Origin of the sequence: Azospirillum sp. CT11-132 (genome assembly GCF_047302835.1) — a bacterium.
Classification (GTDB): domain Bacteria; phylum Pseudomonadota; class Alphaproteobacteria; order Azospirillales; family Azospirillaceae; genus Azospirillum.
Window position 1 is genome coordinate 2,103,967 of record NZ_JBGLZA010000003.1, and the last position, 24,942, is coordinate 2,128,908.

30 protein-coding genes are annotated in these 24,942 nt (G+C 67.4%); 10 read left to right on the forward strand and 20 right to left on the reverse strand.

The window, feature by feature from the left end:
- Window positions 1-104: 104 nt before the first annotated feature.
- Complete coding sequence (locus tag ACCD06_RS15830) at window positions 105-1,049, forward strand: DMT family transporter (protein ID WP_413341740.1); 945 nt, start codon at window positions 105-107, stop codon at window positions 1,047-1,049.
- A 4-nt stretch (window positions 1,050-1,053) separates the two neighbouring features.
- On the opposite strand, the gene ACCD06_RS15835 is transcribed toward ACCD06_RS15830, so the two are convergent.
- Window positions 1,054-1,476 carry a YkvA family protein gene (locus ACCD06_RS15835; RefSeq protein ID WP_413341742.1) on the reverse strand — a complete coding sequence of 141 codons (423 nt, stop codon included), beginning with the start codon at window positions 1,474-1,476 and terminating at the stop codon, window positions 1,054-1,056.
- 190 nt (window positions 1,477-1,666) lie between these two features.
- Here ACCD06_RS15835 and ACCD06_RS15840 point away from each other — a divergent pair, with 190 nt between their 5' ends.
- Window positions 1,667-2,428 carry an SDR family NAD(P)-dependent oxidoreductase gene (locus ACCD06_RS15840; RefSeq protein WP_109076116.1) on the forward strand — a complete coding sequence of 254 codons (762 nt, stop codon included), beginning with the start codon at window positions 1,667-1,669 and terminating at the stop codon, window positions 2,426-2,428.
- A gap of 91 nt (window positions 2,429-2,519) precedes the next feature.
- On the opposite strand, the gene ACCD06_RS15845 is transcribed toward ACCD06_RS15840, so the two are convergent.
- Window positions 2,520-2,717: a hypothetical protein gene (locus tag ACCD06_RS15845; RefSeq protein WP_109076115.1), complete on the reverse strand. Its 198-nt coding sequence runs from the start codon at window positions 2,715-2,717 to the stop codon at window positions 2,520-2,522.
- A gap of 327 nt (window positions 2,718-3,044) precedes the next feature.
- Between ACCD06_RS15845 and ACCD06_RS15850 the strand changes: the two genes are divergently transcribed.
- On the forward strand, window positions 3,045-3,593 hold the full coding sequence (locus ACCD06_RS15850) for an NADPH-dependent FMN reductase (protein ID WP_109076114.1): 549 nt from the start codon (window positions 3,045-3,047) through the stop codon (window positions 3,591-3,593).
- A gap of 72 nt (window positions 3,594-3,665) precedes the next feature.
- Here the strand turns inward: ACCD06_RS15850 and ACCD06_RS15855 are convergent, their stop codons facing one another.
- Window positions 3,666-4,868 carry an aspartate transaminase gene (locus ACCD06_RS15855; RefSeq protein WP_109076113.1) on the reverse strand — a complete coding sequence of 401 codons (1,203 nt, stop codon included), beginning with the start codon at window positions 4,866-4,868 and terminating at the stop codon, window positions 3,666-3,668.
- 391 nt (window positions 4,869-5,259) lie between these two features.
- On the opposite strand from ACCD06_RS15855, the gene ACCD06_RS15860 reads away from it, so the two are divergent.
- Window positions 5,260-5,688 carry a c-type cytochrome gene (locus ACCD06_RS15860; RefSeq protein ID WP_109076112.1) on the forward strand — a complete coding sequence of 143 codons (429 nt, stop codon included), beginning with the start codon at window positions 5,260-5,262 and terminating at the stop codon, window positions 5,686-5,688.
- 69 nt (window positions 5,689-5,757) lie between these two features.
- On the opposite strand, the gene ACCD06_RS15865 is transcribed toward ACCD06_RS15860, so the two are convergent.
- Both ACCD06_RS15865 and ACCD06_RS15870 read right to left on the reverse strand, forming a co-directional pair.
- Window positions 5,758-6,888: a cytochrome-c peroxidase gene (locus ACCD06_RS15865; protein WP_413341745.1), complete on the reverse strand. Its 1,131-nt coding sequence runs from the start codon at window positions 6,886-6,888 to the stop codon at window positions 5,758-5,760.
- A gap of 228 nt (window positions 6,889-7,116) precedes the next feature.
- On the reverse strand, window positions 7,117-7,815 hold the full coding sequence (locus tag ACCD06_RS15870; RefSeq protein ID WP_413341747.1) for a cytochrome b/b6 domain-containing protein: 699 nt from the start codon (window positions 7,813-7,815) through the stop codon (window positions 7,117-7,119).
- A 240-nt stretch (window positions 7,816-8,055) separates the two neighbouring features.
- Here ACCD06_RS15870 and ACCD06_RS15875 point away from each other — a divergent pair, with 240 nt between their 5' ends.
- Window positions 8,056-8,292, forward strand: coding sequence for a DUF4170 domain-containing protein (locus tag ACCD06_RS15875; RefSeq protein ID WP_085090438.1), 237 nt, complete (start codon window positions 8,056-8,058; stop codon window positions 8,290-8,292).
- 76 nt (window positions 8,293-8,368) lie between these two features.
- Complete coding sequence (locus ACCD06_RS15880; RefSeq protein WP_413341749.1) at window positions 8,369-8,923, forward strand: metallophosphoesterase family protein; 555 nt, start codon at window positions 8,369-8,371, stop codon at window positions 8,921-8,923.
- Here the strand turns inward: ACCD06_RS15880 and ACCD06_RS15885 are convergent.
- From ACCD06_RS15885 to ACCD06_RS15910, 6 genes are all read right to left on the reverse strand, one after another.
- Entirely contained in the window at window positions 8,909-11,290 is a 2,382-nt protein-coding gene (locus ACCD06_RS15885) for a putative bifunctional diguanylate cyclase/phosphodiesterase (protein ID WP_413341751.1), read from the reverse strand. The genes ACCD06_RS15880 and ACCD06_RS15885 overlap by 15 nt on opposite strands.
- A 233-nt stretch (window positions 11,291-11,523) precedes the next feature.
- Window positions 11,524-12,306, reverse strand: a complete 783-nt coding sequence (locus tag ACCD06_RS15890; protein WP_413341753.1) for a capsid assembly protein — start codon at window positions 12,304-12,306, stop codon at window positions 11,524-11,526.
- 45 nt (window positions 12,307-12,351) lie between these two features.
- Window positions 12,352-12,636 carry a hypothetical protein gene (locus ACCD06_RS15895; protein WP_247882843.1) on the reverse strand — a complete coding sequence of 95 codons (285 nt, stop codon included), beginning with the start codon at window positions 12,634-12,636 and terminating at the stop codon, window positions 12,352-12,354.
- Complete coding sequence (locus ACCD06_RS15900) at window positions 12,629-14,209, reverse strand: portal protein (protein WP_413341756.1); 1,581 nt, start codon at window positions 14,207-14,209, stop codon at window positions 12,629-12,631. The genes ACCD06_RS15895 and ACCD06_RS15900 overlap by 8 nt, the downstream gene beginning before the upstream one ends.
- The gene (locus ACCD06_RS15905; RefSeq protein WP_136704739.1) at window positions 14,188-14,586 is read right to left on the reverse strand and encodes a hypothetical protein; all 399 of its coding nucleotides are present in this window, start codon (window positions 14,584-14,586) and stop codon (window positions 14,188-14,190) included. The genes ACCD06_RS15900 and ACCD06_RS15905 overlap by 22 nt, the downstream gene beginning before the upstream one ends.
- Window positions 14,583-14,999 (reverse strand): hypothetical protein, encoded by a 417-nt coding sequence (locus ACCD06_RS15910; RefSeq protein ID WP_413341759.1) that lies wholly within the window; start codon window positions 14,997-14,999, stop codon window positions 14,583-14,585. Before ACCD06_RS15910 ends, ACCD06_RS15905 begins: the two co-directional genes overlap by 4 nt.
- A 165-nt stretch (window positions 15,000-15,164) precedes the next feature.
- Here ACCD06_RS15910 and ACCD06_RS15915 point away from each other — a divergent pair, with 165 nt between their 5' ends.
- Together ACCD06_RS15915 and ACCD06_RS15920 are read left to right on the forward strand one after the other, a co-directional pair.
- On the forward strand, window positions 15,165-15,797 hold the full coding sequence (locus ACCD06_RS15915) for a S24 family peptidase (protein WP_109076104.1): 633 nt from the start codon (window positions 15,165-15,167) through the stop codon (window positions 15,795-15,797).
- Window positions 15,798-15,886: 89 nt separating this feature from the next.
- Entirely contained in the window at window positions 15,887-16,192 is a 306-nt protein-coding gene (locus tag ACCD06_RS15920) for a hypothetical protein (protein ID WP_413341761.1), read from the forward strand.
- Here the strand turns inward: ACCD06_RS15920 and ACCD06_RS15925 are convergent.
- Window positions 16,168-17,016 (reverse strand): branched-chain amino acid aminotransferase, encoded by an 849-nt coding sequence (locus ACCD06_RS15925; RefSeq protein ID WP_109152084.1) that lies wholly within the window; start codon window positions 17,014-17,016, stop codon window positions 16,168-16,170. The genes ACCD06_RS15920 and ACCD06_RS15925 overlap by 25 nt on opposite strands.
- A gap of 231 nt (window positions 17,017-17,247) precedes the next feature.
- Between ACCD06_RS15925 and ACCD06_RS15930 the strand changes: the two genes are divergently transcribed.
- A complete protein-coding gene (locus ACCD06_RS15930) occupies window positions 17,248-17,445 on the forward strand; it encodes a hypothetical protein (RefSeq protein WP_413341763.1) in 198 nt (65 codons plus the stop codon).
- 67 nt (window positions 17,446-17,512) lie between these two features.
- Here ACCD06_RS15930 and ACCD06_RS15935 read toward each other — a convergent pair whose 3' ends face one another.
- The 8 genes from ACCD06_RS15935 to ACCD06_RS15970 form a co-directional block, all read right to left on the reverse strand.
- Window positions 17,513-18,289 (reverse strand): succinate dehydrogenase iron-sulfur subunit, encoded by a 777-nt coding sequence (locus ACCD06_RS15935; RefSeq protein ID WP_085090448.1) that lies wholly within the window; start codon window positions 18,287-18,289, stop codon window positions 17,513-17,515.
- A gap of 26 nt (window positions 18,290-18,315) precedes the next feature.
- Window positions 18,316-20,100 (reverse strand): succinate dehydrogenase flavoprotein subunit, encoded by a 1,785-nt coding sequence (sdhA, locus tag ACCD06_RS15940; RefSeq protein ID WP_109076100.1) that lies wholly within the window; start codon window positions 20,098-20,100, stop codon window positions 18,316-18,318.
- 5 nt (window positions 20,101-20,105) lie between these two features.
- Window positions 20,106-20,501, reverse strand: a complete 396-nt coding sequence (sdhD, locus tag ACCD06_RS15945; RefSeq protein ID WP_109076099.1) for a succinate dehydrogenase, hydrophobic membrane anchor protein — start codon at window positions 20,499-20,501, stop codon at window positions 20,106-20,108.
- An 11-nt stretch (window positions 20,502-20,512) separates the two neighbouring features.
- Window positions 20,513-20,902 (reverse strand): succinate dehydrogenase, cytochrome b556 subunit, encoded by a 390-nt coding sequence (gene sdhC / locus ACCD06_RS15950; protein WP_098738833.1) that lies wholly within the window; start codon window positions 20,900-20,902, stop codon window positions 20,513-20,515.
- 276 nt (window positions 20,903-21,178) lie between these two features.
- Window positions 21,179-21,442 carry a hypothetical protein gene (locus ACCD06_RS15955; RefSeq protein WP_413341766.1) on the reverse strand — a complete coding sequence of 88 codons (264 nt, stop codon included), beginning with the start codon at window positions 21,440-21,442 and terminating at the stop codon, window positions 21,179-21,181.
- A gap of 87 nt (window positions 21,443-21,529) precedes the next feature.
- Window positions 21,530-22,312: a methyltransferase domain-containing protein gene (locus ACCD06_RS15960; RefSeq protein ID WP_158282015.1), complete on the reverse strand. Its 783-nt coding sequence runs from the start codon at window positions 22,310-22,312 to the stop codon at window positions 21,530-21,532.
- 145 nt (window positions 22,313-22,457) lie between these two features.
- Window positions 22,458-23,627: a 23S rRNA (adenine(2503)-C(2))-methyltransferase RlmN gene (gene rlmN / locus ACCD06_RS15965; RefSeq protein ID WP_109076096.1), complete on the reverse strand. Its 1,170-nt coding sequence runs from the start codon at window positions 23,625-23,627 to the stop codon at window positions 22,458-22,460.
- A 78-nt stretch (window positions 23,628-23,705) separates the two neighbouring features.
- Window positions 23,706-24,272 carry an invasion associated locus B family protein gene (locus ACCD06_RS15970; RefSeq protein WP_109076095.1) on the reverse strand — a complete coding sequence of 189 codons (567 nt, stop codon included), beginning with the start codon at window positions 24,270-24,272 and terminating at the stop codon, window positions 23,706-23,708.
- Window positions 24,273-24,504: 232 nt separating this feature from the next.
- Here ACCD06_RS15970 and ACCD06_RS15975 point away from each other — a divergent pair, with 232 nt between their 5' ends.
- Window positions 24,505-24,879, forward strand: coding sequence for a response regulator (locus ACCD06_RS15975; protein ID WP_109076094.1), 375 nt, complete (start codon window positions 24,505-24,507; stop codon window positions 24,877-24,879).
- Window positions 24,880-24,942 lie beyond the last annotated feature (63 nt).

Below are 24,942 nucleotides of genomic sequence, written 5' to 3' on the forward strand. Positions count from 1 at the left end.
CGCGCCGGCTGCCGGTATTCCGAACGGCTCGATGTTTGCGCTAACTGCGCAAACGACGCGCTGGACCGGATCATATGCAAACGGCTTGTCAGGGACGATTGATCGTGACCGTCACCTCCCCCATGGACGCCGGCCCACGCATGCGGGTACCGACCAACCAGCTTCTGCTCGGTGCCGGATACATGCTGCTGTCGGCGCTGCTGTTCGGGATCGGCAATACGGCCGTGCATTGGGCCGCGACGGTGATGAACCCGCTGGAGGTCGTGTTCTTCCGCAACCTGTTCAGCCTGCTGTGGATGCTGCCCTGGGCGCTGACGGCCGGAGCGCCCGCCTGCCGGGCGGTTCTGGCGGAACGGCGGTTGGGACCCTACGTGACGCGGGCAGTGACCACGCTCTGCGCCATGACCGCATGGTTCTACGCGATCTCCCGGATCCCGCTGCCCACCGCGACGGCGGTCAGCTTCGCCATCCCCCTGTTCGTCGCGGCCGGAGCTGCGCTGGTCCTGCGCGAGCGGGTGCGGCCGCGGCGCTGGGCCGCGGTCTGCGTCGGCTTTGCCGGAGTGATGATCGTGCTGAGGCCGGGTGCGGCGCCGGTCGATCTGGCCTTTCTGGCGCTGTTCGTCCATTGCGTCGCCGCCGCCGCCACCGTCTTGCAGATGCGGCTGCTCAGCCGCAGGGACAGCGCGTCGGTGATCGTCACCTTCCTGGGCCTGCTGGTCACCCCGATGGCCCTGGTGCCGGCGCTGTTCGTCTGGACATGGCCGAGTTGGAGCGTGCTGGGCGGGCTGGTGCTGCTCGGCGGCCTGCTGACGCTGGGACAGTTGGCAATGACCAAGGCACTGTCGCTGGCCGAATCCTCGGCGATGATGCCCTACGATTATGCCCGGCTGCCCTTCACCGCCATCGTCGCCTGGATCACCTTCGGCCAGACGATGGATGCGTGGGGGTGGGTTGGCGCCCTGGTGATTGCCGGCTCCGCCCTCTACACCATGCACCGCGACGCGGCCGACGGACGCAAGACGGCGCTGGAGCGGGCGCAGCGCGCCTAGCCCGTCATTCCCGCGTCGCCGTCCCCGCGTCGTCGGCACCGGTTTCGGCGCGCAGGACCTCCTTCGCCCGCCCCCAATGGGACGGGGTCAGATTGGCGCGCACCGTCTGAACGGCCGCGGCGAGCACAGCGGCGTCATCAGTGAAGCCGGCAATCAGCAGCCAGTCGGGCACCGCATCCACCGGCAGCACGAAATAGGCCAGCGCCCCCAGCAGGATCGCCTTCGCCCGGTAGGGCGTCGCCGGATCGGTCGCGCAGAAATAGGCGGCCAGCAGGTCTTCCAGGAAAGGAATGCGGTGCAGGTTGGCGCGCAGCTTCTGCCAGAAACGGTGGCGGACCAGCCGTTCGTCGCGCTCGACCCGATCGGGATCGGGAACCGTCAGTGCGGTGCCGGTGCCAAGGAACGGAGAGACGGACGATGCTGTCATGGATGCTGAAACCCTTTCGGAAACGGCAGACGGCGCCATCGTCGGCATGATGCCTCCCACCATACGGTGTGGTATGGTTGGTCGACCATCTGGTAACCGAGCCATCTGGTAAACAACAAGTGCGATCGCATCCTGTTGGACACAAGACCGGCGCCATGCGCGGACCGGTCGCAATTAAGGAGGAGATGCCATGAACATCCAGGGTCTGTCCGCCATCGTCACCGGCGGCGCCTCGGGCATGGGGGCGGCGACGGCGCGTCATCTGGCCGGTCTCGGCGCCAAGGTGACCGTGCTGGACGTCAACGAGGACGCGGTTCTGAAGACCGCGCACGAGATCGGCGGGCTGGGTCTGGTCTGCGACGTCACCGACGGCGCCTCCGCCGAGCGGGCGATCGATCAGGCGCGCTCCGCCCATGGCCCGGCCCGCATCGCGGTGAATTGCGCCGGCATCGCCCCGGCCCAGCGAATCGTCGGCCGCGACGGTCCGATGCCGCTGGAGAATTTCCGCTCGGTGATCGAGGTCAACCTGATCGGCAGCTTCAACATCCTGCGGCTGGCCGCGGCCGACATGGCGAAGCTGGACCCGCTGGACAGCGGCGAGCGCGGCGTGATCGTCAACACCGCCTCCGTCGCCGCCTATGAGGGGCAGATCGGGCAGGCCGCCTATGCCGCGTCGAAGGGAGGCATCGTCGCCCTGACCATCTGCGCCGCCCGCGACCTCGCCCGCCACGGCATCCGCGTGATGACGGTGGCCCCCGGCCTGATCGGCACGCCGATGCTGCTGAACATGCCGCAGGAGGTGCAGGACAGCCTCGCCGCGACGGTCCCCTTCCCCAAGCGCTTCGGCAAGCCGGAGGAGTACGCCCGCCTCGTCCAGCACATCCTGGAGAACGAGATGCTGAACGGCGACGTCATCCGCCTGGACGGCGCCATCCGCATGGCGCCGCAGTAAGACCGTCGATCATGTGACGGAGCGGCCCGGTTGCGAGGCCGCTCCCCCCCCGGTCTTAAAGCAGGCTTTAAAGCAAACTTCAGAGCAGGCGTCAGATCTGGGCCATGGCGGCTTCGTCCGCTCGTTCCGCCTCGCCCAGCAGGTCGATCAGCAGAGTGGTGCAGTGCTGAAGTCGCTGGTCGGCGGTGGCGGTCGCCATGTCGCGGCCGGTCTGCTCCTGCCATTCCTGCAGCATCAGCGCCAGATGTTTACGGACGTGGTCATCCCGATCCAGTCGCCGCGTCGCCATGTTGCCTCCCCTATCTCCGATCCGACCACACAAACGGCCAAAACCGATGGGCACGCCCGGTTGCGCGCACCATCCTTTGTGTACCCTCTAATTAGGTAGCCGTCCCCTCCGACAACAGTCGGATCCCAAGATGGTCACAGCCGGACCGGACGCTCACATGGGTCCTGTCGCATCGACAATTCGGCCATGAGCTGTTGGAAAGCCGCAACCTATTGGAAAGCTGTGCTTGGACCGACCATGTCAACGCCATCGGATCCATTGCCCAGGTCGGGGTGGGCAGCGGCCCGCAGGACTGCCCGTCGAAAATTGAGGAAAGGCAACCGCTTCATGACAGATGCAACGGTGCGTGCAAAACTGCTGGGCCTGCCCGGCAGCCTGCGCAGCAACTCCAACTCGCTGGCCGTGCTGCGCGGCTTGCAGAACGCCCTGCCGGCCGGTGTCAGCATGGACATCCGCGACCTGCGCCTGCCGCTCTACGACCAGGACATCGACAAGCCCGACGCCCCGGCGGAGGTCCACGCCCTGCGTCAGGCCATCGCCGAGGCCGACGGCGTCGTCATCGTCACGCCGGAATACAATTACGGCATGCCGGGCGTGCTGAAGAACGCGCTCGACTGGGCCTCGCGCCCCTATGGCAAGTCGGCGCTGATCGGCAAGCCGGTGCTGGTCATTTCCAACTCCCCCGCCTTCACCGGCGGCGTGCGGGCGCATCAGCAGGTGAACGACACACTGCTGGCGCTTCCCGCCAGGCTGACGGCCGGCCCGCAGGTCGTCATCGGCAGCGTCGCCGACAAGATCAAGGATGGCAAGCTGGCCGATGAAGCGGTGCTGAAATTCTCGTTGGGCGCCATCGACAGGATGCTCGCCGCGAAGTAGTGCCCCACAAAGGAAAAAGGGCCGGCACCCCATGGGATGCCGGCCCTTTTCCTTACTCGGTAGCCGCGGCGATCAGCGCAGGTTGCCGCAGGCGCGCTGGATGCGCTTGCACGCCTCTTCCAGAGCTTCCGTCGAGGTCGCGTAGGAGATGCGGAAGTGCGGGGCGAGGCCGAAGGCCGAACCCTGGACGACGGCGACGCCCTCCGACTCCAGCAGGTAGGTGACGAAATCCTCGTCGGTCTCGATCACCTTGCCGTCCGGGGTGGTCTTGCCGATGGTGCCGGCGCAGGACGGATAGACGTAGAAGGCGCCTTCCGGCTTCGGGCAGCTGATGCCCGTGGCCTGGTTCAGCATCGACACCACCAGATCGCGGCGCTGGCGGAAGGCCTCGCCACGCTCCTTGATGAAGTCCTGCGGACCATTCAGCGCCTCGACGGCGGCGGCCTGGGCGATGGAGGTCGGGTTGGAGGTCGACTGGCTCTGGATGACGCCGATGGCCTTGATCAGCTCCTTCGGGCCGCCGGCATAGCCGATGCGCCAGCCGGTCATCGCGTAGGACTTCGACACGCCGTTGACGGTCAGGGTGCGGTCGTACAGCGACGGCTCGACCTGGGCCGGGGTGACGAACTCCAGGCCGTCATACAGCAGGTGCTCGTACATGTCGTCGGTCATCACCCAGACATGCGGGTGCTTGACCAGCACGTCGGTCAGCGCCTTCATCTCGGCGCGGGTGTAGGCGGCGCCCGACGGGTTCGACGGCGAGTTCAGGATCAGCCACTTGGTCTTCGGCGTGATCGCCTTTTCCAGGTCGGCGGGCTGCAGCTTGAAGCCCTGCTCGGCCGGGCAGGAGACGAAGACCGGCGTGCCTTCCGCCAGTTCCACCATATCCGGATAGCTGACCCAGTAGGGCGCCGGGATGATGACCTCGTCGCCCTGGTTCAGCGTCGCCATCAGGGCGTTGTACAGCACCTGCTTGCCGCCGACGCCGACGGTGATCTGCTCCGGCGTGTACTTCAGGCCGTTCTCGCGCTCGAACTTGGCGCAGATCGCCTTCTTCAGGGCGGGGGTGCCGTCCACCGCGGTGTACTTGGTGTCACCGGCCTCGATCGCCTTGATGGCGGCGGCCTTGATGTTGTCGGGGGTATCGAAATCCGGCTCGCCGGCACCCAGGCCGATGACGTCGCGACCAGCCGCTTTCAGCTCGCGGGCTTTGTTGGTCACGGCGATGGTCGGCGACGGCTTGATGCGGGACAGGCGGGACGCGATGATCGACATGGCGATGGGCCCCCTCAGGGCTATGGAGACGGTGTGGCGGAGACGTCGTGCGACGCCTGCCCCTCCGGGTGGAAGGCGCGAGGCGGGACCTTACTTCCGCTCCACCCCGGTTGCAAGGCCGGTCGGGCGGTGAAAACCGCAGGGATCGGCGGTTTTTCCACCCTGTGGCGGCGCCGTACCGGGCCGCAGTCGTGGGCGTTCCCAACCATTCAAGGGTTGGGATGCAGCCCCCGGCAAATCCCGAATCCCACCCATCGCAGCATTATTTCTTACAACACAAATGAACGCCATGACGGCACACAAGCATCAAGGCCGCTTCACTTGACAGCTTCGGCGTGGCGGTGTGTAACGTCTGGCGTTGGGGACGTAATTCAAAGAAGGGATAAGAACCGTGTTTTCCCGTATCGTGCTTGCGGCGTCGGCCGCGCTGATGCTGACCGGCGGCGTGGCCCTGGCCCAGGACGTGATCCAGACCCGCAAGGCCGGGTTCGAGGACTACAAGAAGGCGATGGGCGAGATCAAGGACGCGGTGGGCAAGGGCGACCTCGCCGCCATCGGCCCCGTCACCGACCGCATCGACGCCTTCGCCGCCAAGATCCCGACCCTGTTCCCGCCGGGTTCCGACAAGGGCAAGACGGCGGCCAAGGAAGTGATCTGGGCCAACTTCCCGGATTTCACCGCCAAGGCGCATGACCTGCAGGCATCCGCCAACGCACTGAAGGTCGCCGCCGCTTCGGGCGACAAGGCCGCGACGGGCAAGGCGTTCGGCGCCATGGCCGACAGCTGCAAGGCCTGCCATCAGCGCTACCGCTCCGAATAAGCGGCCGGCCTGACGAGAGAAGGCCCTTCCCCACTGGCGTGGGGAAGGGCTTTTTTCTTTGGCAAGCCCTTACTTGAAGACGGGCTGCGGCGTGGCCGGCGTGCTCGCCGGCAGCAGCGGGTAGTCGACGCGCGGCTGCTGGCCGGTCAGCGCCGTCAGGAAGGCGGTGATCTTGTCGATCTCCTGGTCAGACAGGGTGGCGCCGAGCTGGCTCGACCCCATCACTGCAACCGCCTGCCGCAGGTCCCACACCTTGCCGGAATGGAAATAGGGCGCGGTCAGCGCGACGTTGCGCAGGGTGGGCGCACGGAAGACATACTCGTCGTCGGCAGTCTTGGTGACGGCGAAGCGGCCCTTGTCGCCCGGCGGCAGGATCTCCGCCCCCGGCTTGGTGACGACGCCGAAGGGGAAGTAATCGTGGCCGCCGACATTGACGCCGTTGTGGCAGCCGGCGCAGCCCTTGTCGATGAACAGCTCCAGACCGGCCTTCTGCGTGTCGGTCAGCGCATCGGCCTTGCCCTCCAGATACTGGTCGAAGGGAGCGGCGGGGGTGGTCAGCGTCGCTTCGAACGCTTCGATCGCCATGGCGACATTGTCGAAGCTGACCGGGCTCTTCTCGTTGGGGAAGGCGTCGGCGAACCTGGCCTTGTAGGCGGGGATGCTGTTCAGCACCGCCATGACGCGGTCGGGCGTGCTGTTCATCTCCACCCCGGCCTGGATCGGCCCCTTGGCCTGGGCCTTCAGGTCTTCCGCCCGGCCGTCCCAGAACTGGGCGACGTTCAGCACCGCATTCAGCACGGTCGGCGCGTTGCGCGGCCCCTTCTGCCAGCCATGGCCGACCGACGTCTCCAGCCCGTCGACACCGCCGAGCCCCAGATTGTGGCAGCTGTTGCACGAGAAAACGCCGCTGGCCGACAGGCGCGGATCGAAGAAAAGCATCTTGCCCAGTTCGATCTTCTCATGGGTGACCGCATTGTTGCGGACCACGGGCAAGGTGGCGGGAAGCGGCTTGAACAGCTCGCGCGCGCGGCCCATCAGGGTGTCGCCACCGGCAGCGGCGCCAGTTGCGGCCCCGGATGCCGTCGATTCGGCAGCCGGCGCCGCGCCTGCGGTGGCGGCCAGGATGCCGAGAGCGGCGGCGGTGGCGACCAGCAGCCCCTTCAGCGCTGCGGTCGGGCTTTGTCCGGTTTGTGCGTGCATGACTGGCGGTCTCCCGGCCGGCCTACATTCTCACCGCAACCTGAAGCTTCATTCAGGCAAAGGTCGATCGATCCCGGAAATCGGGCCGGCTTCATTGGTTTCGTAACGTTTCGTGCGGATCAATCTGGAGTTATTCTAGACTAGAAGACGTGAAGCCCCAGACGGCGCATTGTCGCACGATCCATCGGTATATGCCGCGGAGGTTCGGCTCCCCGCCGGCCGGCAGGATCAACCAGCGGCCCGCAGCACCAGGAAGACCAGCCCGGCGGTCGCAGCCAGAACTGCCAACGCCAGCGCCGCCGGGGCGCGCCGCGGCTCCGTCGCCGCCAGCCGCGCCGGCAGGACCTTGCGGCCGGTGACCATCGGACGGATCAGGTTGTCCCGCTTGACCAGCAAATAGAAGAACACCGCGACCACATGCAGACCGACCAGCACGAAGATGCCGTTGGCGAGCAGCCGGTGCAGCGAACTCAGCAGCGCCACGGTGGCGCCGGAGACCATCGGCACCAGCGGCCCGTCGACCAGAATGTCGTCGCTGGTGAACAGCCCGCTGCCCGCCTGGACCAGCAGGACCAGCAGCAGCGCCACCACCATCAGGGCGCCCAGGGGGTTGTGGCCCAGGGTGAAGGCGGCCTCCCCGCCTGCGCGCGACCGCCTCAGATAGTCGCGGATCGCGCCCGGTCCCTTCACGAAATCGGCGAAGCGCGCGGTCTGGCTGCCCACCACGCCCCAGACCAGCCGGAACAGCACGAGAATCAGAACTGTTTCACCCGCCAACATATGAACATCAAGCACACCAAGCTCGGCCGACAGAATCGCGACTGCCACCGCGGCGACCAGCGCCCAATGAAACAGGCGGGTCGGCAGGTCCCAGACCCGCAGCTCGCGCCCGTGTTTCTCCCGAGTCGCGGTATGACCACTTGGCATCGCTCGATCCTCGCAGTGTTCGGCCGTGTTTTCGGCGTCCGTCATCTGCGGCAAATGGACGGATTCTTTATGCTGATCCTGAAAACGCCGCGGTTCCGTGGTGGCAAAGGTCGGTGGACCTGTCAATAGGCTTGAAGCGCCGCCCGGACGGCGGATATGAGAATGCGACGCATCAGCCGGCTCGCCGGCGCAAAGACAGCCATAACTCCCCAATCACTCCCGGCTACAAGGACAAAGGTCATGCCCGACAAACAGCTCCTCCATCTCGTGTTCGGCGGCGAACTCGTGCGTCCGGACACGGACCAGTTCGTCGATCCGTCGAAGCTGCACATCGTCGGCATCTTCCCGAGCTATGAGGACGCCTACAAGGCATGGCGCGGTGCCACCGGCCAGACCATCGACGATGCCCACACCCGCTATTACATCGTCCACCTGCACCGCTTCCTCGACCCGGCGGCGGACGACCACAAGCACTGAGCATAGGGTGGCCGGCGCAGCTGCCGCGGGATCCCGGTACGGGAACAGCCCGCGGCGCGCCGGCGTTGACCGGTCGATGACCGTATACTTCACCTCCGACACACATTTCGGCCATGGCGGCGCCCGCGGCCGTTTCCGCCGCCCATTCGAGTCCACCGCGGAGATGGACGCGGCGATGGAGGCGAACTGGAACGCCACCGTCGGCCCCGACGACGAGGTCTGGCACCTCGGCGACTTCGCCCTGCACATGAAGCCCGACGCCATGGCCGCCCTGCTCGGCCGGCTGAACGGCACCAAGCATCTGATCGCCGGCAACAACGACGGCCCCGCAACGTTGACGCTACCCGGCTGGGCCAGCGTCGGGCATTACGCCGAACTGACGCTGGACGGGGTCGATCTGGTCATGTGCCATTACGCCTTCCGCACCTGGAACGGCATGCACCGGCGGGCGCTGAACCTGCACGGCCACAGCCATGGCCAGTTGAAGCCGCAGCCCCGGCAGATCGACGTCGGCGTCGATGTCTGGAATTTCCGCCCGGTCACGCTGGCCGAACTGACGGTCCCCCGCCCGCGGCGGAAGGCGGTCCCGGCTTCTGGCCCGGCTTCGGGGGGCGCGTCAGGCGGCCCCTAGCGCCGCCTGACGCAGCCGCTCCATCAACAGGCGGCAGGCGGCCTCGGCCGGCACCGGGCGGCCGGTCAGCCAGCCCTGGACCTGGGTGCAGTTGTGGTGGCGCAGGAAATTGGCCTGCTCCGTCTTCTCCACCCCCTCGGCGACCACATGCAGGCCCAGCATGTCGGCCATGGCGATGATGGTGGAAACGATTCCGGCGTCCTCGCGCTCGTTCGGCACGCCGTTGATGAAGGAGCGGTCGATCTTCAGCGTGGTGATCGGCAGCCGCTTCAGATAGCTCAAGGACGAATGGCCAGTGCCGAAATCGTCCACCGCCACCCGGATGCCCATCGCCTTCAGCGCCGCCAGCACGGCCAGCGCATGGTCGATGTCCTGCATCACCGCGCCCTCGGTGATCTCCAGTTCGATCAGGCCGGGCGGCAGGCCGTGGCGGTCGATGATGCGCTGGAAATCCTCGGCGCTGCGGTTGCGCAGATGCTTGGGCGAGATGTTGACGGCGACCGGCACCGGCTCCATCCCCGCATCCAGCCATTCGCGCATCTGGCGGCAGGCCTCGTCCAGCACCCAATCGCCCAGCGGCACGATGAAGCCGGTCTCCTCCGCCACCGGAATGAACTCGCCGGGCGGGATCATGATTCCCCGCTCCGTGCCGTTCCCCGGCTTCTCCCAGCGCAGCAGTGCCTCGAAGCCTTCCAGCGAGTAGTCGATCAGCGACACCTTGGGCTGGTAATGCAGGCGGAATTGCTTCAGCGCCAGCGCCGCCCGCAGATCGCCATCCAGCGCCAGCTGGCGCCGCGCCTGTTCTGCCAGTTCGGGACGGAAGAAGGCATGGCGGCGCCCACCCATCCGCTTGGCGGCATAGAGCGCCGTTTCGGCCGAGCGCAGAAGCGCCTGCGGGTCGTCGCCATCCCAACGTCCCTCGACAGCCCCTTCGCCGGCTAGGTCGGTCGGATAGACGGCGATGCCGACCGCCGGACGGACGTAATGCTCGCAGCCCGGCAGGGTGACCGGCGCGTCGAAGGCGTCCAGGATGCGCCCGGCGATCGCCGCCGCCTCGTCGGCATCGCGGATCTCCTCCAGCACGACGGCGAAATCGTCGGTGCCGATGCGGCCGACCAGATCGGCGGCGCGCACCGAGGCGACGATCCGCCGCGCCACCTCCTGCAGCAGTGCGTCGCCGGCCTGATGGCCCAGCGTGTCGGTGATCAGCTTGAAGCGCGACAGGTCGAGGCACAGTACGGCGAAGGGGCGGCGGTAGCGTCGGCTGCGCTCCACCGCCGCCTCCAGCAGCGATTCGATCATCGCGCGGTTGGGCAGGCCGGTCAGCCGGTCGCGGGTGGCAAGACGCATCAGCTCGCGTTCATGGCGCAGCCGTTCGGTCACGTCGGCCAGCGCGCAGACGAAGCCCCGCCGCCCCTGTACCACCAGCGGCGAGACGGCGAGCGAGGCGTCGATCCGTTCGCCGCTTCCCGCGCGTTCGATCCCCAGCGCCTCTTCCCGCACCGGCTCCGGAACGTCCGCCTCCGCCGCCATGCCGGCCAGCAGCGCATCGATCCGCGCGCGGTCGGCGGCGGCGAACAGCGCGGACAGCGGCCGGCCGCGCAGATCCCCGGCAGGCACGCCGAACAGCGCCACCGCGGCGGGGTTGTACTCCTCGATCCGGCCGCGGGCGTCGACCAGCAGGATCGCCTCGCCGACATTGTTCATGATGCCGGCCAGCCGCTCGTCCCGCTCGATCAGGGCGATGGCGGCGCGGCGGAAGAACTCCATGGCGCGGGCCATCGCGCCGAATTCGTCGCGGCGGTCACAGCCGGGAATGTCGATGTCGGTCCGCCCCTCCGTCAGCAGGCGCATGCGATCGGACAGCGCTTCCAGGGGCCCGACGACATGCTGCGACAGGAAGCGCGACCCCGGCCAGCTCAGCACCAGCAAGGCCGCCAGGAACAGCAGGAAACCCGACGCCTCGATCAGGAAATCGCGGTCGAGGTCGCCGATGTCGCCGGCGGTGGCGATGGCCCAGCCCCAGGGCTCGAACCGTCCCTGCGCCGTCACCGCGCGGTCGATGGCCGGCCAGCCCGGCGGAACGATGCCGTCCGTGAAAATCCTGACATGGAAGGGCTTGGCGGACAGCGCCTGCAAGGCCGTCCTCGCGCGGTCGCGCGCCTCGTCGCCGGAGATCGCGCCGGAGGACGCCGACCGTTCCAGATCGCGCAGCAGCAGGCCGGCCGAATCCACCAGGGCGGCAGCGACCTGCCCCCGCTCGGCGATCATGCCCTGCCGCAGCAGGTAGAGCGCAGGAATCGCCGCCATCAGGCAGCCGATCAGGCCGATCCAGGTCAGCCAGCGAATCTTGCGGCGCAGCGTCATCGGGCCCGGCGTCGCTCTCTTGTCCGTTCGGTAAACGGACGGTTAGTCATGCAGGGGGAAAAGTGACGGCTTCGTTTCAGCCGTGCAATGCAATTTTTCTTCGCACGCGCAACAGATGCCTGTCCAACCTATACGAAGGTTGCATGCTGCGGCGCTTTGTCCCTGTCGGCGCACTTGGCGTCGGCCGCCACTCGCCTTGTGCTGGCGGGGATGGCGGCCGACGACGGTTCAATTCAGCGCTGGCCGGGGTAGAGGCGCTGGAACCCTTCGGTGACGCGGGCGATCACGGCCGGATCGCGGTCCCGCCAATAGCGCGGGTCGCGCATCAGAGTGCGCAGTTCGGCCTCGCCCTCGCCGCCGGCCGGGCGGTTGCCCGCCATCGACAGGGCGGCGGGCTCGCTGCCGGTCATCATCGCGTAGAGCGCCATGACACCTTCGTAGGTGGTCGCCAGCCCTTCCACCGCGGCCGGCGGCAGGGTCTTGCCGGCCCAGGCCAACAGTTGCCGCGACACCTCGCGCCAGCGCTCCTCGCCGCCGAAGCGGGCGACCAGCCGCTCGACCTCGCGCTCCGCCTGGAACTCGGCGGCCATGGTCTGGATCAGCGGGATCATCCGCTCGGCGGCGAGATCGTAGAGAAGCTGCGCCTGGTTTGGGGTATAGCCAGCCTCGTGCAGGCGGCCGTTGATCTCCGGATCGGGCTGGAACAGGCCATGGTCGCAGGCGATGCTGTAGCCGTCCGGCGTCTCCGGCGCGCCCAGCAGCCGGCGAAGCTGCGCCGGGTCGAGGCTGGCCGGATCAAAGGGAGCGGCTGCGGGGACCGACTCGGTTGCAGCGTCCGGCGGCGCCTGCCCGGACCGCCCCTGCGACGACAGGCGGCGTTCCAGCTCCAGATAGGATTTCAGAAGAGCCTCGACGCGCAGGGCGCCGGTCTTGGGATCGCGGAACTTCTCCGGGATCGGCAGCGGCGGAGCGCCATCGATCGCGGCGGATTCGGTCAGCAGAGTGTCGGCCATCATCAACTCCTGCAGGGAAGGGAAAGAGGAGAGCGGCAGCACCGCCGGTCAGCCCGCCCGCCCGCGCGCGACCAGCGCGAGGATGGTGGCGACCAGCTGGCGCTGTCCTTCGAGGTGGCGCAGCGCCGCCTCCGGTGCGTCGGGACCAAGCGCGCGGTCGAGCGTCATCGCCCGCAGCACCGCCAGAACCCGCAAGCCGTCACCCCCGGCGAAGCAGCGAGCGAAGCTGGGCGCCGGATCGGCGTCGGTCGCCGTGGCGGGGTCCGGACCGGCGGAGGGCGAAGCCTCCAGCCAGTCCCAGCCGGCCTGTTCGCCGGTCGTGCGCTCAGCCATTGGAGGTTCCGGCATCGGCCGTCGCCACGGGGGATGCCGGCGAAGGCGGAGGGGCAACAACAGGGGTGGCCGCAGGTGCGGCGACCTCCGCCCGCATCAGCTTGGCCGGCACGCCGAAGGCCTCGCCGAGCCAATGGGCGGTCGCCGCCGCGTCCACCGTCGCCTCCGCCTCCGGCCCCAGCGCCTTGACGCTGTCCAGCCAGCGCAACGCCGCCTGAACGTCGCGCTGGGCCTGCGCCTGGGCGAGCGGGGAGCGGTGCTGCAATTCGACCAGCCGGCCATCGACGGTGATGTCGGGGATCTCGCCGCGCCGGCGCAGAATCGACACCGCCCGCAGCACCAGCGGCGTCATCAGCTCCGCCTGCAGCCGACCATAGGTGGCGCCGAGCAGCCGCGCCATTTCGACCGAACGCTCCAGCACCTCGGTCGCGGTCATCCGCGCCGACTCCACCGGACCCAGACGGTCGACCAGCAGCGCGTGGCGGATGCGGCCGCGCAGATCGTCCAGAACCAGTTGCGACACGTCGAAGCGGCCGGGATTGGCCAGCGGCGTCAGTCCGGCCGATCCCACCGCCTTCGGGATGATGGTGCCCGGCACCAGCCGGATGGTGGTTGGATTCAGCACCCCGTCGTCGTCGGCCTGCCAGATGCCGGTGACGGCGATGGAGGCGTTCTTCAGCACCAGCTCCACCACCTTGTTGGCGGTCTTGATGTCGGGCAGCGCCTTCATCACCGGCGAGCGGCCATAGGTCTCGCCCGGCGCCTTCAGCCAGCGGAAATTGACGAAGGGGGATTGGGCGAAGCGCCCCTGCGCCAGCCAGGACGGTTCGGCCAGCCCGCTGTCCAGCACCACGCCCCAGCGATAGGCCGCACCGTCGGGCAGCACCGCCTCGACCAGGGGGAAGCGGCTGTCGGGATTCTCAGCCGCCTGCTTGCGCAGTTCGTCGGGCAGGTCGGCTCCGGGGAAGCGCTGGAGGATCTGGGCCAGCGTCGCCTCGCTGCGGCGGAAGGTGGCGTCGAGCCGGCCGTCCGGTCCCTCCTCCAGAACCGCCTCGGCCAGCGGCACGGCGGTGAAGCGCAGGCTGGAGGGCGCGCCGGGGGCGGCCTCCTCCATCAGCAGGCTGGCTGTGCCGACGGTGACGAGGTCGAGGAAGGCCTGATGGATCTCCACCGCGAAGTTGGAGCGGTCGAAATGGGCCTGGACGATGCCGGCGGCGCGGTCGAGCAGCGGGGCGACGCGATCGCGCTCCGCCCCCGTCAGGGTGGGGCCGGGCTGGAAGCCGAACCAGCGCGACCAGGGCGGCGTCAGTTCCGACAAAAGGCTGGCCGCCAGTTGTTCCGCCGCGTCGGGCGCGGTGCCGTCGAACAGGCGGTCGACCCGGCGTTCGCCCGGCGTGCCTCCGCCACGGAAGGGCCGGCCGTTGGGCAGCGCATGGTCGTAGCAGTCCTGCCAATGGCTTTCCCACACGGTGCGCCGTTCGCGGGCGGCACGGTAGCGCTCCAGCAGGACCTCGGGCTCCGACAGGTCACCCTTCCGGCGGGCGGGCGGTTTCACGGCTGCGGATGCGGGCATTCGCGGTTTCCTCCGGTCAGGTGGCGGTGCAGTTGCCAGGGGGTCAGCACCCGGCGGGCGCGCAGCCCGATCAGGCGCTTGACCGCCTCGACGCAGGTGAAGGGTCCCCAGGGGGCGGGGCCGGCCGGGCGGCGCAGCGGCGCGGAATCCACCGTCAGCCCCTGGGCGCGGTACCAGCCCGGCAGGTCGAACCCGGCCGGCAGGTCCAACACGGCCACGTCGGTGAAGCCCGCCAGCGGATCGACCGCCACCCAGCGCCGCCCGTCGGTCAGCAACGCCAAGCAATGGCGGAATCCCGGCTTCAGCAGACGCAGCCACCACAGCGGCGCCTCCCCGCGATAGACCACCCAGGCCGCCGTCCAGGGAGTGGCGGTCATCGGGCGATGCCCCGGACAATGCCCTTCTCGCGCAGGGCGGGGGCAATGACGGCGAAGGCCTCGGTCCACAGGGAATGGGCGCGCTGTTCGCGGAAGCGATCCGGCTCCGGCGCACTCTGGCGGCGGCCGTAATGGACCATGACATGCAGATGGTCGCGCATCAGCTTGCGCACTCGAAACAGGCGGTCGACCACCCGCAGAACGTCCTGCGGCTCGCAGGGCCGCGCCACCTGCCCGCAGCCGGCGACCACCCGCGCGCCCGCCGCCTTGGCGTCATGCGCCTGCACCGCCCAGAACCACGCCTCTTCCGCGTCGGCGAAGGGTTCGCCGTCGACACTGTAAGGTTCCGCCTTCAAGGGCACGATCTGGGACAGGCGGGCGGCGGACAAAGCGGGGGCGGCCGGACTCAGCATGCTGGTCTCCTTGCGGCTTCGGATTTTTGAAAGAGAGGGCGCCGGGCCTGGCTGGGTTGTGGCCGCGCCATCTGTTTGCGTTATGTTCCGCTCAATGCACGCGGTCAACAGGTTTATGAAAAAGTTCCTAGGGACGCTGTCGCCGCTTTATGAGATTATCGTCCCATGCTGAAACACACGGACATCTGGCGGGCCATCGACCGTCTTGCGGCGCAGCACGGGCTCTCCGCCTCCGGGCTGGCGCGGCGCGCCGGACTGGACCCGACGACCTTCAACAAGAGCAAGCGCACGACCAACGACGGCAAGCTGCGTTGGCCCTCGACGGAAAGCATCTCCAAGGTGCTGGACGCCACCGGCGCGTCGCTGTCGGAATTCGTGTCGCTTGTCGGCGACGGCGCCGGCACCGCCCCGCTGCAGCGGGTTCCGGTGATCGGCTATGCCCAGGCCGGATCGGCCGGCTATTTCGACGACGCCGGCTTTCCCGCCGGCAGCGGCTGGGACGAACTGCTGTTCCCCAGCCTGGGCGACCCTCACGCTTATGCGCTGGAGATCTCCGGTGACAGCATGGAGCCGGTCTATCGCGACGGCGACACCATCATCGTCTCGCCCGCCGCGCAAATCCGCCGCAACGACCGCGTCGTCGTCCGCACCAAGGGCGGCGAGGTGATGGCCAAGCAACTGATCCGCGAGACGGCGACCAAGATCGAACTGCTGTCGATCAACCGCGCCCACCCCGACCGCAGCATCCCGCTGTCGGACGTCGCCTGGATGGCACGGATCATCTGGGCGAGCCAGTGAGGGTGAGGGAAAACACCTTCCGGCCCGGCGCACGATCCTAGGAAAATTTCCCTTTACTGCTATCCAGGCAGGCGCTACCGTCCCATCCCATGGACCGATCCGCCCGCCTGGACAGCCTTCACCGCACCCATGACGGCCCGACACCGAAGCCCGAGCTTCGCACCGCCCTGCTCGGCGGCGCGGCCCGCGCCAACGCCGTCAAACGCGCCGCAACGCTCCGCCTGCACACCGATCTCGCGGCCGAAGCGCGCCTCGCATCCGCCCGGCGTCGCGGCGCATTGACCACGACCGCCTGCACGACCGATGCGTGGCTGGCCCGCTTGGCCGCCACGCTGGCCCATCACCGCGGGGCGGCGGTGGCGCTGCTCGATCAGCGGAACGCGTATTCCCAATAGAGCGCACGCGCCCGCTGGAAGATCGGACCGGCCGCGAAGCTACGGTCTTCCACCTTGGTCACCGGCACGCATTTGGCGTGGTTGCCGGTGGAGAAGACCTCGTCGGCCTCAAGCAGATCCTTTGGCGTCAGGGTGCATTCCTCCACCGTCACGCCGTCGTTGCGCAGCAGGGCGATGACGCGCTGGCGGGTGATGCCGTTCAGGAAGCAGCCGTTCGGCACCGGGGTGCGCACCACGCCGTCCTTGGCGATGAAGATGTTCGAGGTGGCGAACTCCGCCACATTGCCGATGACATCCAGCATGATGGCGTTCTGGAAGCCGCGCTTGCGCGCCTCGGTCAGCGCCATGCCGGCGTTGGGATACAGGCAGGCGGCCTTGGCCTCGGTCGGGGCCATGGTCGGGATCGGACGGCGGCGGGTGGAGATGCAGGCGGCGAAGCCGGTCGGCTGCGGCAGCGGGTCCTCGTAGATCGACAGGACGAAGCGCGTGCTCTCCGGCGCCGGGGCGACGAAGCCGTCATCGGCGTAGAACATCGGGCGGATGTACAGTTCCGCCTCTTTCGGGAAGCGGCGGATGCCGTCCCAGCACAGCTCCTCGATCTCGCCGGCGGTGACCATCGGCTCCAGCCCCATCACCTGGGCGGAGCGGATGGCGCGGGCGCAATGCAGGTCGAGGTCGGGGGCCACGCCCTGAAAGGCGCGCGCGCCGTCGAAGACCGTCGAAGAGAGCCACAGCGTGTGGGACAGCGGTCCGACGATTGGCGGATTGCCCTCCATCCATTCGCCCTGGATCCAACTCCACGCCTGGCCTGCCATGCCGCCCATGATTGGTCCTTCCCTGACAAGAAAATGTGTCCATACGCTGGGCGCCGCCGGCCGGCACCGCCCATTCGTGGCTCGTCGTCGTTGGTGATCTCCCGAAGAGCATACCCCCTCCCCGCCGCCGGTCAACCGGTCCGCATGCAATCGTCCCGTGCGATGGAGCGGATTGCGGACTCGGCCGTTGATACAGGGGAGCGCACGACTGCGACCAACCAATCAGAGGGACAGCATCCCATGCCGATCAACGCTCCCGGCCTTAGCGCCGCTCCGCCCAACCCTTTCCCCGGCCCGCACGAGGATGTCCCTGTCGTTGACCTGCCGGGGACCGACAACCCGGACCTGCCCGATCCCGGCGGCCCCGGCACCACCGACAGCCCGATGCCCGGCAACGACCTGCCGCCATCGCGGCCGACCGATCCCGACTTCGTCTGATCCCGCACAAACGAAAAAGGCGCCCCCGGAGGGGCGCCTTTCTTCGTGTCGCGAATGCTCTCCGCTATCAGCGGCGCACGACCATCAGCTTCTTGATCTCGGCGATGGCCTTGGCGGGGTTCAGACCCTTCGGGCACGCCTTGGTGCAGTTCATGATGGTGTGGCAGCGGTAGAGGCGGAACGGATCCTCGAGGTTGTCGAGGCGCTCGCCCGTCATCTCGTCGCGGCTGTCTGCGATCCAGCGATAGGCCTGGAGCAGGATCGACGGGCCGAGATAGCGGTCGCCGTTCCACCAGTAGCTGGGGCAGGAGGTCGAGCAGCAGAAGCACAGGATGCACTCGTAGAGGCCGTCCAGCTTGGCGCGGTCCTCCGGCGACTGCAGGCGCTCGCGGCTTGGGGCCGGCGACTGGGTCTGCAGCCACGGCTTGATCGAGGCGAGCTGGGCATAGATGTGCTTCAGATCGGGGACCAGATCCTTCACCACCGGCATGTGCGGCAGCGGGTAGATCTTGACGTCGCCCGGAACCTCGTCGATCGCCTTCAGGCAGGCCAGCGTGTTCGTGCCGTCGATGTTCATCGCGCACGACCCGCAGATGCCCTCGCGGCAGGACCGGCGGAAGGTCAGGGTGCTGTCGACCTGATTCTTGATGTAGATGATCGCGTCGAGGATCATCGGCCCGAACTTGTCGAGGTCGACCACATAGCTGTCGACGCGCGGGTTCTGGCCGTCCTCCGGGTTCCAGCGGTAGATCTTGAAGGTCTTGGCCCGCTTGGCGCCATTCGCGACGTTGACGGTCTTGCCGACGCCGACCTTGGAGTTGGCTGGCAGGTTGAATTCAACCATAGCTGATTTCCTTTATCCGGCGGGCCTTAGTACACGCGGGCCTTGGGCGGGAAGACCTCGACCTCGTCGGTCAGGGTGTACATGTGGACCGGGCGGTAATCGATCTTCGTCTCGCCGTTGTCCGCGACCCAGATGACGGTGTGCTTCATCCAGCCTTCGTCGTCGCGGTTCGGATAGTCCTCTCGGGCATGCGCGCCGCGGCTTTCCGGACGGTTCTGGGCGGAGTGCAGGGTGGCGACCGCCTGGCCCAGCAGGTTGTCCAGTTCCAGCGCCTCGACCAGATCGGAGTTCCAGACCAGCGTACGATCGGAGATCGCCATCTCGCCCTTCTTGGCATAGACGGCGTCGATCTTCTTCACGCCCTCGTCCAGGACCTCGCCGGTGCGGAAGACGGCGCAGTTGTTCTGCATCGTCCGCTGCATCTCCAGCCGCAGGTCGGCCGACTTGATCGAGCCCTTGGCGTTGCGAATGCGGTCGAACCGCTCCAGCGCCTTGTCGCAGCTGTCGGCCTTGACCGACGGGGCCTTGCCCGGCTTGACGACCTCGGCGGCGCGGATGGCGGCCGCGCGGCCGAACACCACCAGATCGAGCAGCGAGTTGGAGCCCAGGCGGTTCGCGCCGTGGACCGACACGCAGGCCGCCTCGCCGATCGCCATCAGGCCCGGAACCACTTGGTCCGGGTTCTCTGCGGTCGGCGACAGAACCTCGCAGTGAACGTTGGTCGGGATGCCGCCCATGTTGTAGTGGACGGTCGGCAGAACCGGGATCGGCTCCTTAGTCACGTCCACGCCGGCGAAGATCTTGGCCGTCTCGGCGATGCCGGGCAGGCGCTGGTGGATGATCTCCGGCGGCAGGTGCTCGAGGTGCAGGTGGATGTGGTCCTTGTGCTCACCCACGCCGCGGCCTTCGCGGATCTCGATGGTCATCGAGCGGGACACGACGTCGCGCGACGCCAGATCCTTGGCCGACGGGGCATAGCGCTCCATGAAGCGCTCGCCGTTGGAGTTGGTCAGGTATCCGCCCTCGCCGCGCACGCCCTCGGTGATGAGGCAGCCGGAGCCGTAGATGCCGGTCGGGTGGAACTGCACGAACTCCATGTCCTGCAGGGGCAGGCCGGCGCGCAGGATCATGCCGCCGCCGTCGCCGGTGCAGGTGTGGGCCGAGGTCGCCGAGAAGTAGGCGCGGCCGTAGCCGCCGGTCGCCAGCACGACCATCTGGCCGCGGAAACGGTGCAGCGTGCCGTCGTCCAGGTTCCAGGCCAGTACGCCCTTGCAGACGCCGTCCTCCATGATGAGGTCGAGCGCGAAGTATTCGACGAAGAACTCCGCCTCATGCTTCAGCGACTGCTGGTAAAGGGTGTGCAGGATGGCGTGGCCGGTGCGGTCGGCGGCGGCGCAGGTCCGGTAGGCCTGGGTCTTGCCGTACTGCGCGGTCATGCCGCCGAAGGCGCGCTGGTAGATCTTGCCTTCCGGCGTGCGCGAGAAGGGCACGCCGTAGTGCTCCAGCTCGATGATCGCCGGGATGGCCTCGCGGCACATGTACTCGATCGCGTCCTGGTCGCCCAGCCAGTCCGACCCCTTGACGGTGTCGTACATGTGGTAGCGCCAGTCGTCCTCGCCCATGTTGCCGAGAGCGGCCGAGATGCCGCCCTGCGCCGCCACCGTGTGGGAGCGGGTCGGGAACACCTTGGTGATGCAGGCGGTCTTCAGCCCCTTTTCGGCCATGCCGAAGGTGGCGCGCAGACCGGCGCCGCCGGCGCCGACGACGACGACGTCATAGGTGTGGTCGATGATGTTGTAGGCGGTCGCCATGGTCGTCAGGCTCCGATGAAGATCTTCACGACGGCCAGCACGCAGGCCGCCGCCAGGGCGAAGGACAGGAACTTGACGCCGATGATCAGCGCCATCTTCTGCCATTCCACATGCACGTAGTCCTCGATGACCACCTGCAGCCCGGACTGGGCGTGGTGGAAGGTGACCACGGCGGTGAGGACCATCATGACGGCCGAGAAGGGCGACTTCATCCAGGTGATGAACCCGGCGTGATCGGCCCCGAGATGGCCGATGACGCCGAAGACGAACCAGACGGTCAGCGGGACGAGCGCGATCGCGGTCAGACGCTGCGACCACCAATGTTCGGTGCCATGCTTGGCGGAACCCAGACCGCGCGCGACCTGAAGCGGCGAACGGAGGGTCTTGCTATTGGACGCCATGTCTTATCTCCTCACCACACGGCCAAGCCGACGATCCAGGTCAGCACGGTCAGCACCGCCGTCGCGCCGAGGACGACCTTGTTGTTGCGGTCGGCATCGGTCAGCTCGAACGACTTGCCGGCGTCCCAGACCAGATGGCGGATGCCGTTGCACAGGTGGTAGTACAGCGCCGCCGACCAGCCGAACATCAGCAGCAGGCCGAAGAACGACCCGATGAAGCCCTGCGCGCGCGCAAACGCCTCCGGACCGGCGGCGGCGGCGACCAGCCACCAGACCAGCAGAAGCGTGCCGACAGCCAGCCCGACGCCCGTGATGCGGTGCGTGATGGACATGACTGCGGTCAACGGGAGTTTGTAGACTTGAAGGTGCGGGGAGAGCGGCCGACCGCTGCCGTTTGCCATTGCGTCGTCCTCTGTTCGCGGCCGGACGCGGCGCAACATGACGATTGCCGCGGCGGCTGGGTGGTGCGTGCCCTTTTGGGACGGCTGTCCCGTCCTATTGGTTGGCGCAATGAATTACGCTCCCGCAGCAGCCGAGTCAACGGCGGGGGGTGGCCGAAAGTGCTGGTGTGACGATTTTGGCGCAGCGCGGGAAGTGGCTGAAAAGAAACGGCCTTCGGGTTCTGTGGTATTACCAGCGAATGAGGCCAGTCGGGGACCGCCGCGCCTGGCCCCCTGCTACTTGTCGAAGCGGCGCACGTTCTCGACCATCATCGAGTACATCTGCGTAATCAGTTCCGCGGGTCGAAGACGGCCGAACGGAATGTTGTCCTTGGCCCATTCGACCAGGCCCGGCGGCGGCTTCACCGGCGCCACCTCGTACCCCGCCTTCTTCAGCGCGGTGGTCACGGCCTTCGCCTGCTTGGCATAATCCTCGTTGAAGAAGGACTTGTCGGCGTCCTTGATCGCCTTGGCGATGATGTCCTCGATGGGGGCGGGCATGCCGATGCTTGGACCGGGTCTGGTTGGCGGAAGTGCCGCCACCCTGTCACAGGCGGCGGGGGCGACGCAATCCGGTCGCGTCGCCGGTCAGGCTGGTTTCTCCCCCGCCTGAAGCCTTCCAAGGATGTCCTGATGATCGCGCAGAGCATGGCGGAAGGGATGGCGCATGTGGTCCGACATCCGCTCCATCATTCCGGCGTGCAGGCGATCTGGATCCCCGAGCAGATTGGCCAGCGCGCGGATTTCAGCCATGCCGTAGGCGCAGTGCCGCGGTTTGGCACGCAGCAGGAAATGCATCGATCCGGCGGTTATCAGGCCGCGTCCATGGCGGCGGGCGATCAGTTCCAGCGCCTTGCGGCTGTAGAAGAACACATGCTGGCCGTTGTCCTCGCCAAAATAATACCAGCTCCGGTCCTGCCCGCCGTAGAGTTCGGTCGTGACGATCAGGATGTCCGGATCGAAGGCGAACAATGCCTGCGTATCGCGCGCCGGCTCCGGCAGATGTTCCAGCACCTCAAAGGCGGTGACGACGTCCGCCCGCTCCAGCCCGGCCAGTTCGGCGGAATGGAAAGGCACGTAGAAATTCGGCGTGTAGGGTTCGTGCAGGAAGACGTTCCAGCCGCGGTCCCGCATCATCCTTGCGAACAGGCCGTTTCCGCCGGCCCAGTCGAGGCAAACGGCATCGGCGCCGACACCGAGCATCGACAGGATCAGGTCCACCCGCATCGACAAATCCATGCTGCGGGCGACGATGCCGACATCCGTCAGCGGGCGAGGGTCGGTATAGGCTTCCGCCAGCCAATAGGGCTGTTCGGTCTGCATCGATCCGCAGCCGGTGCATTGGAAGAAGCCGGCCGGGTGACGCCCCATCAAACGCAATTCGAACGTCGGCGTGCTGTCAGCCCCGCAGAGGCGGCAGGGAATCGGGGCGCCCGGTCCACTTCCCGTCGCCCTGCCCGTCGCCGCTGCGTCCATGCCCGCCTTCCCCCAAACCACCTGCCGCCCTGCCGAGGTTCTACGACACCAGCGCCGCGTCCTTCTCGGCGATGACGTTGGCGATGGCGGCGCGTTCGGCGGCGGTCAGGCGCAGGCTGGCGCTTTTCAACTGGCCGCAGGCGGCCATGATGTCCTCGCCGCGCGGGGTGCGGACAGGGCTGGCGTAGCCGGCATTGTTGACGATGTCGCCGAAGACCTGGATCGCCCGCGCGGTCGACCGCTCGTAGGGAGCGCCCGGCCATTCGTTGAAGGGGATCAGGTTGATCTTGGCCGGGATGCCTTCCAGCAGCTTCACCAGCGCCCGCGCATCGGCCGGCGTGTCGTTGATCCCCTTCAGCATCACATATTCGAAAGTGATGCGCCGGGCGTTCGACAGGCCGGGGTAATTGCGGCAGGCCTCCATCAGATCCCGCAGCGGATATTTGCGGTTGATGGGCATGATGATGTCGCGCAGCTCGTCGGTCACCGCATGCAGGCTGACCGCGAGGTTGACGTTCAGCTCCTCGCCGCAGCGCTCCATCATCGGCACGACGCCGGAGGTCGACAGCGTGATGCGCCGCTTGGAGATCGAGATGCCGTCGCCGTCCATCACGATCTTCAGCGCCTTGGCGACGTTGTCGTAATTGAACAGCGGTTCGCCCATGCCCATCATGACGATGTTCGACAGCATCCGCCCGTCGGGCGGCGCCGGCCATTCGGCCAGCATGTCGCGCGCCAGCATCACCTGCGCCACGATTTCCGCCGAATCCAGGTTGCGCACCAGACGCTGCGTGCCGGTGTGGCAGAAGCGGCAGGTCAGCGTGCAGCCGACCTGCGAGGAGACGCAGAGCGTGCCGCGATCCTCCTCGGGGATGTGGACGCTCTCCACCTCCTGCCCGTCCGGCATGCGCAGCAGCCATTTGCGGGTGCCGTCCGCCGACTTCAGGTCCTTCACGACGGTCGGCCGCGCCACGACGTAGACGTCGGCCAGCTTTTCCCGCACCGGCTTGGCCAGCGTGGTCATCTCGGCGAAATCGGTGGAGCCGCGGTGATAGATCCAGTGCCAGAGCTGGCGCGCCCGGAACTTTTCCAGGCCGATCGACAGCATCTCGGCTTCCAGCTCTTCGCGGGACAGGCCGACAAGGTTCTTGCGTCCGTCGGCATCGGTCGCCGGCGGAACGAAGGCGGAGGCATGATTGGAGGCGCTCATGGCCCCACTACATAGGGCCATGCGCGCGCGGAGTCAAAAGACTCGAGGGGAAAAAGACCAAGTAAACTGCTGTGGCGATCAGCGCTTCACGCCGCAGGCCTCGTTGATGGCGTCATAGGCCTGGCCGACGCCGGTCAGGCTGTAGGTGTCGGTCGTCTTGGTGCCGCGGCCGGACACGCCCTTCACCACCATCTGCTTGCCGTCGCGCATCGCCGCGGTCACGGCGCGGTCGCCGTCGGCATCGCGGGCCCAGGCGGTCTCGCCGTCGGTGAACAGCTTGAAGTCCTTGCCGTCGATGTTGACCTCGGCTTCGCTGCCCTTCTTGAACGGATAGCCGACGATGACGCTGACGACGTCCAGGGCCTTCTCCGCCGGGCGGTGGGTGACCAGCGTATAGATGTCGCCGCGCTTCGCCTTCGGCTCCGTCTTCTTGGGCTGGCTGGAGATGTAGCAGACCTTCTGCCCCTTCTCCTCGAACACGAAGGCGTTCCAGTCCTTGAAGGTGCCGAGATGGCGCGGGTCGGCGGCGGCGGCCGGCGCGGCGGCCAAGCCAGATGCGAAAAGCCCGGCGGCGAGAAGGGTGGAGAGGACAGAACCGGCAAAGGCGGCCCCGGCAATTCGGCGGACGGCGTTGGGAAGCAACATCGGTCTTGCGTCTGCTCGTTGTTGGTCCGTGGGGTGCGGGCGGACACTACCCCAAACGGACAACGCATTCCAAGGCCGGTGGACCGGAACCGGTCTGTTTCTCACAGCGTGGGCTGGACGCCGCGTGACATTTTGACACGCAGAATGGCGCCCGTGCTATTGACTAGGACCTCTGGCTTAGGCCGAAGTTCAGGCTATATCTGCGCGCAATATTGAGGCGACGGGAACTGGCATGGCCAAGCTGCTTGTGGTTGACGACGATCCGGTCACGCGCAACCTGATCCGCGCGATCCTGACGCGCGAAGGTCATGACCTGACCCTGTGCGCCGGCGCCACGGAGGCCATCGGCATCCTGTATGTGCAGAAGTTCGACCTCGTCCTGACCGACATCATCATGCCGGACCATGATGGATTCGAGGTGATCAAGGCCGCCCGTTCCCTGCGTCCGGAGATGCCGGTGGTCATCCTGTCGGCCATCGACGACAAGGTGCCGTCCCAGCTGACCTCCGCCGCCTTCGCCAAGCTGGGCGTGACCCGCGTCATCGCCAAGCCGGTCAACCCCAGCCTGCTGGCGTCCGAAGTTCTGGCCGCGCTCGTCGCAGGTTGAACCACCGCATCGATGGCCTCCGCCGACGACAGGTGCACCGATTTGGCAAGATCTTCACGCCTG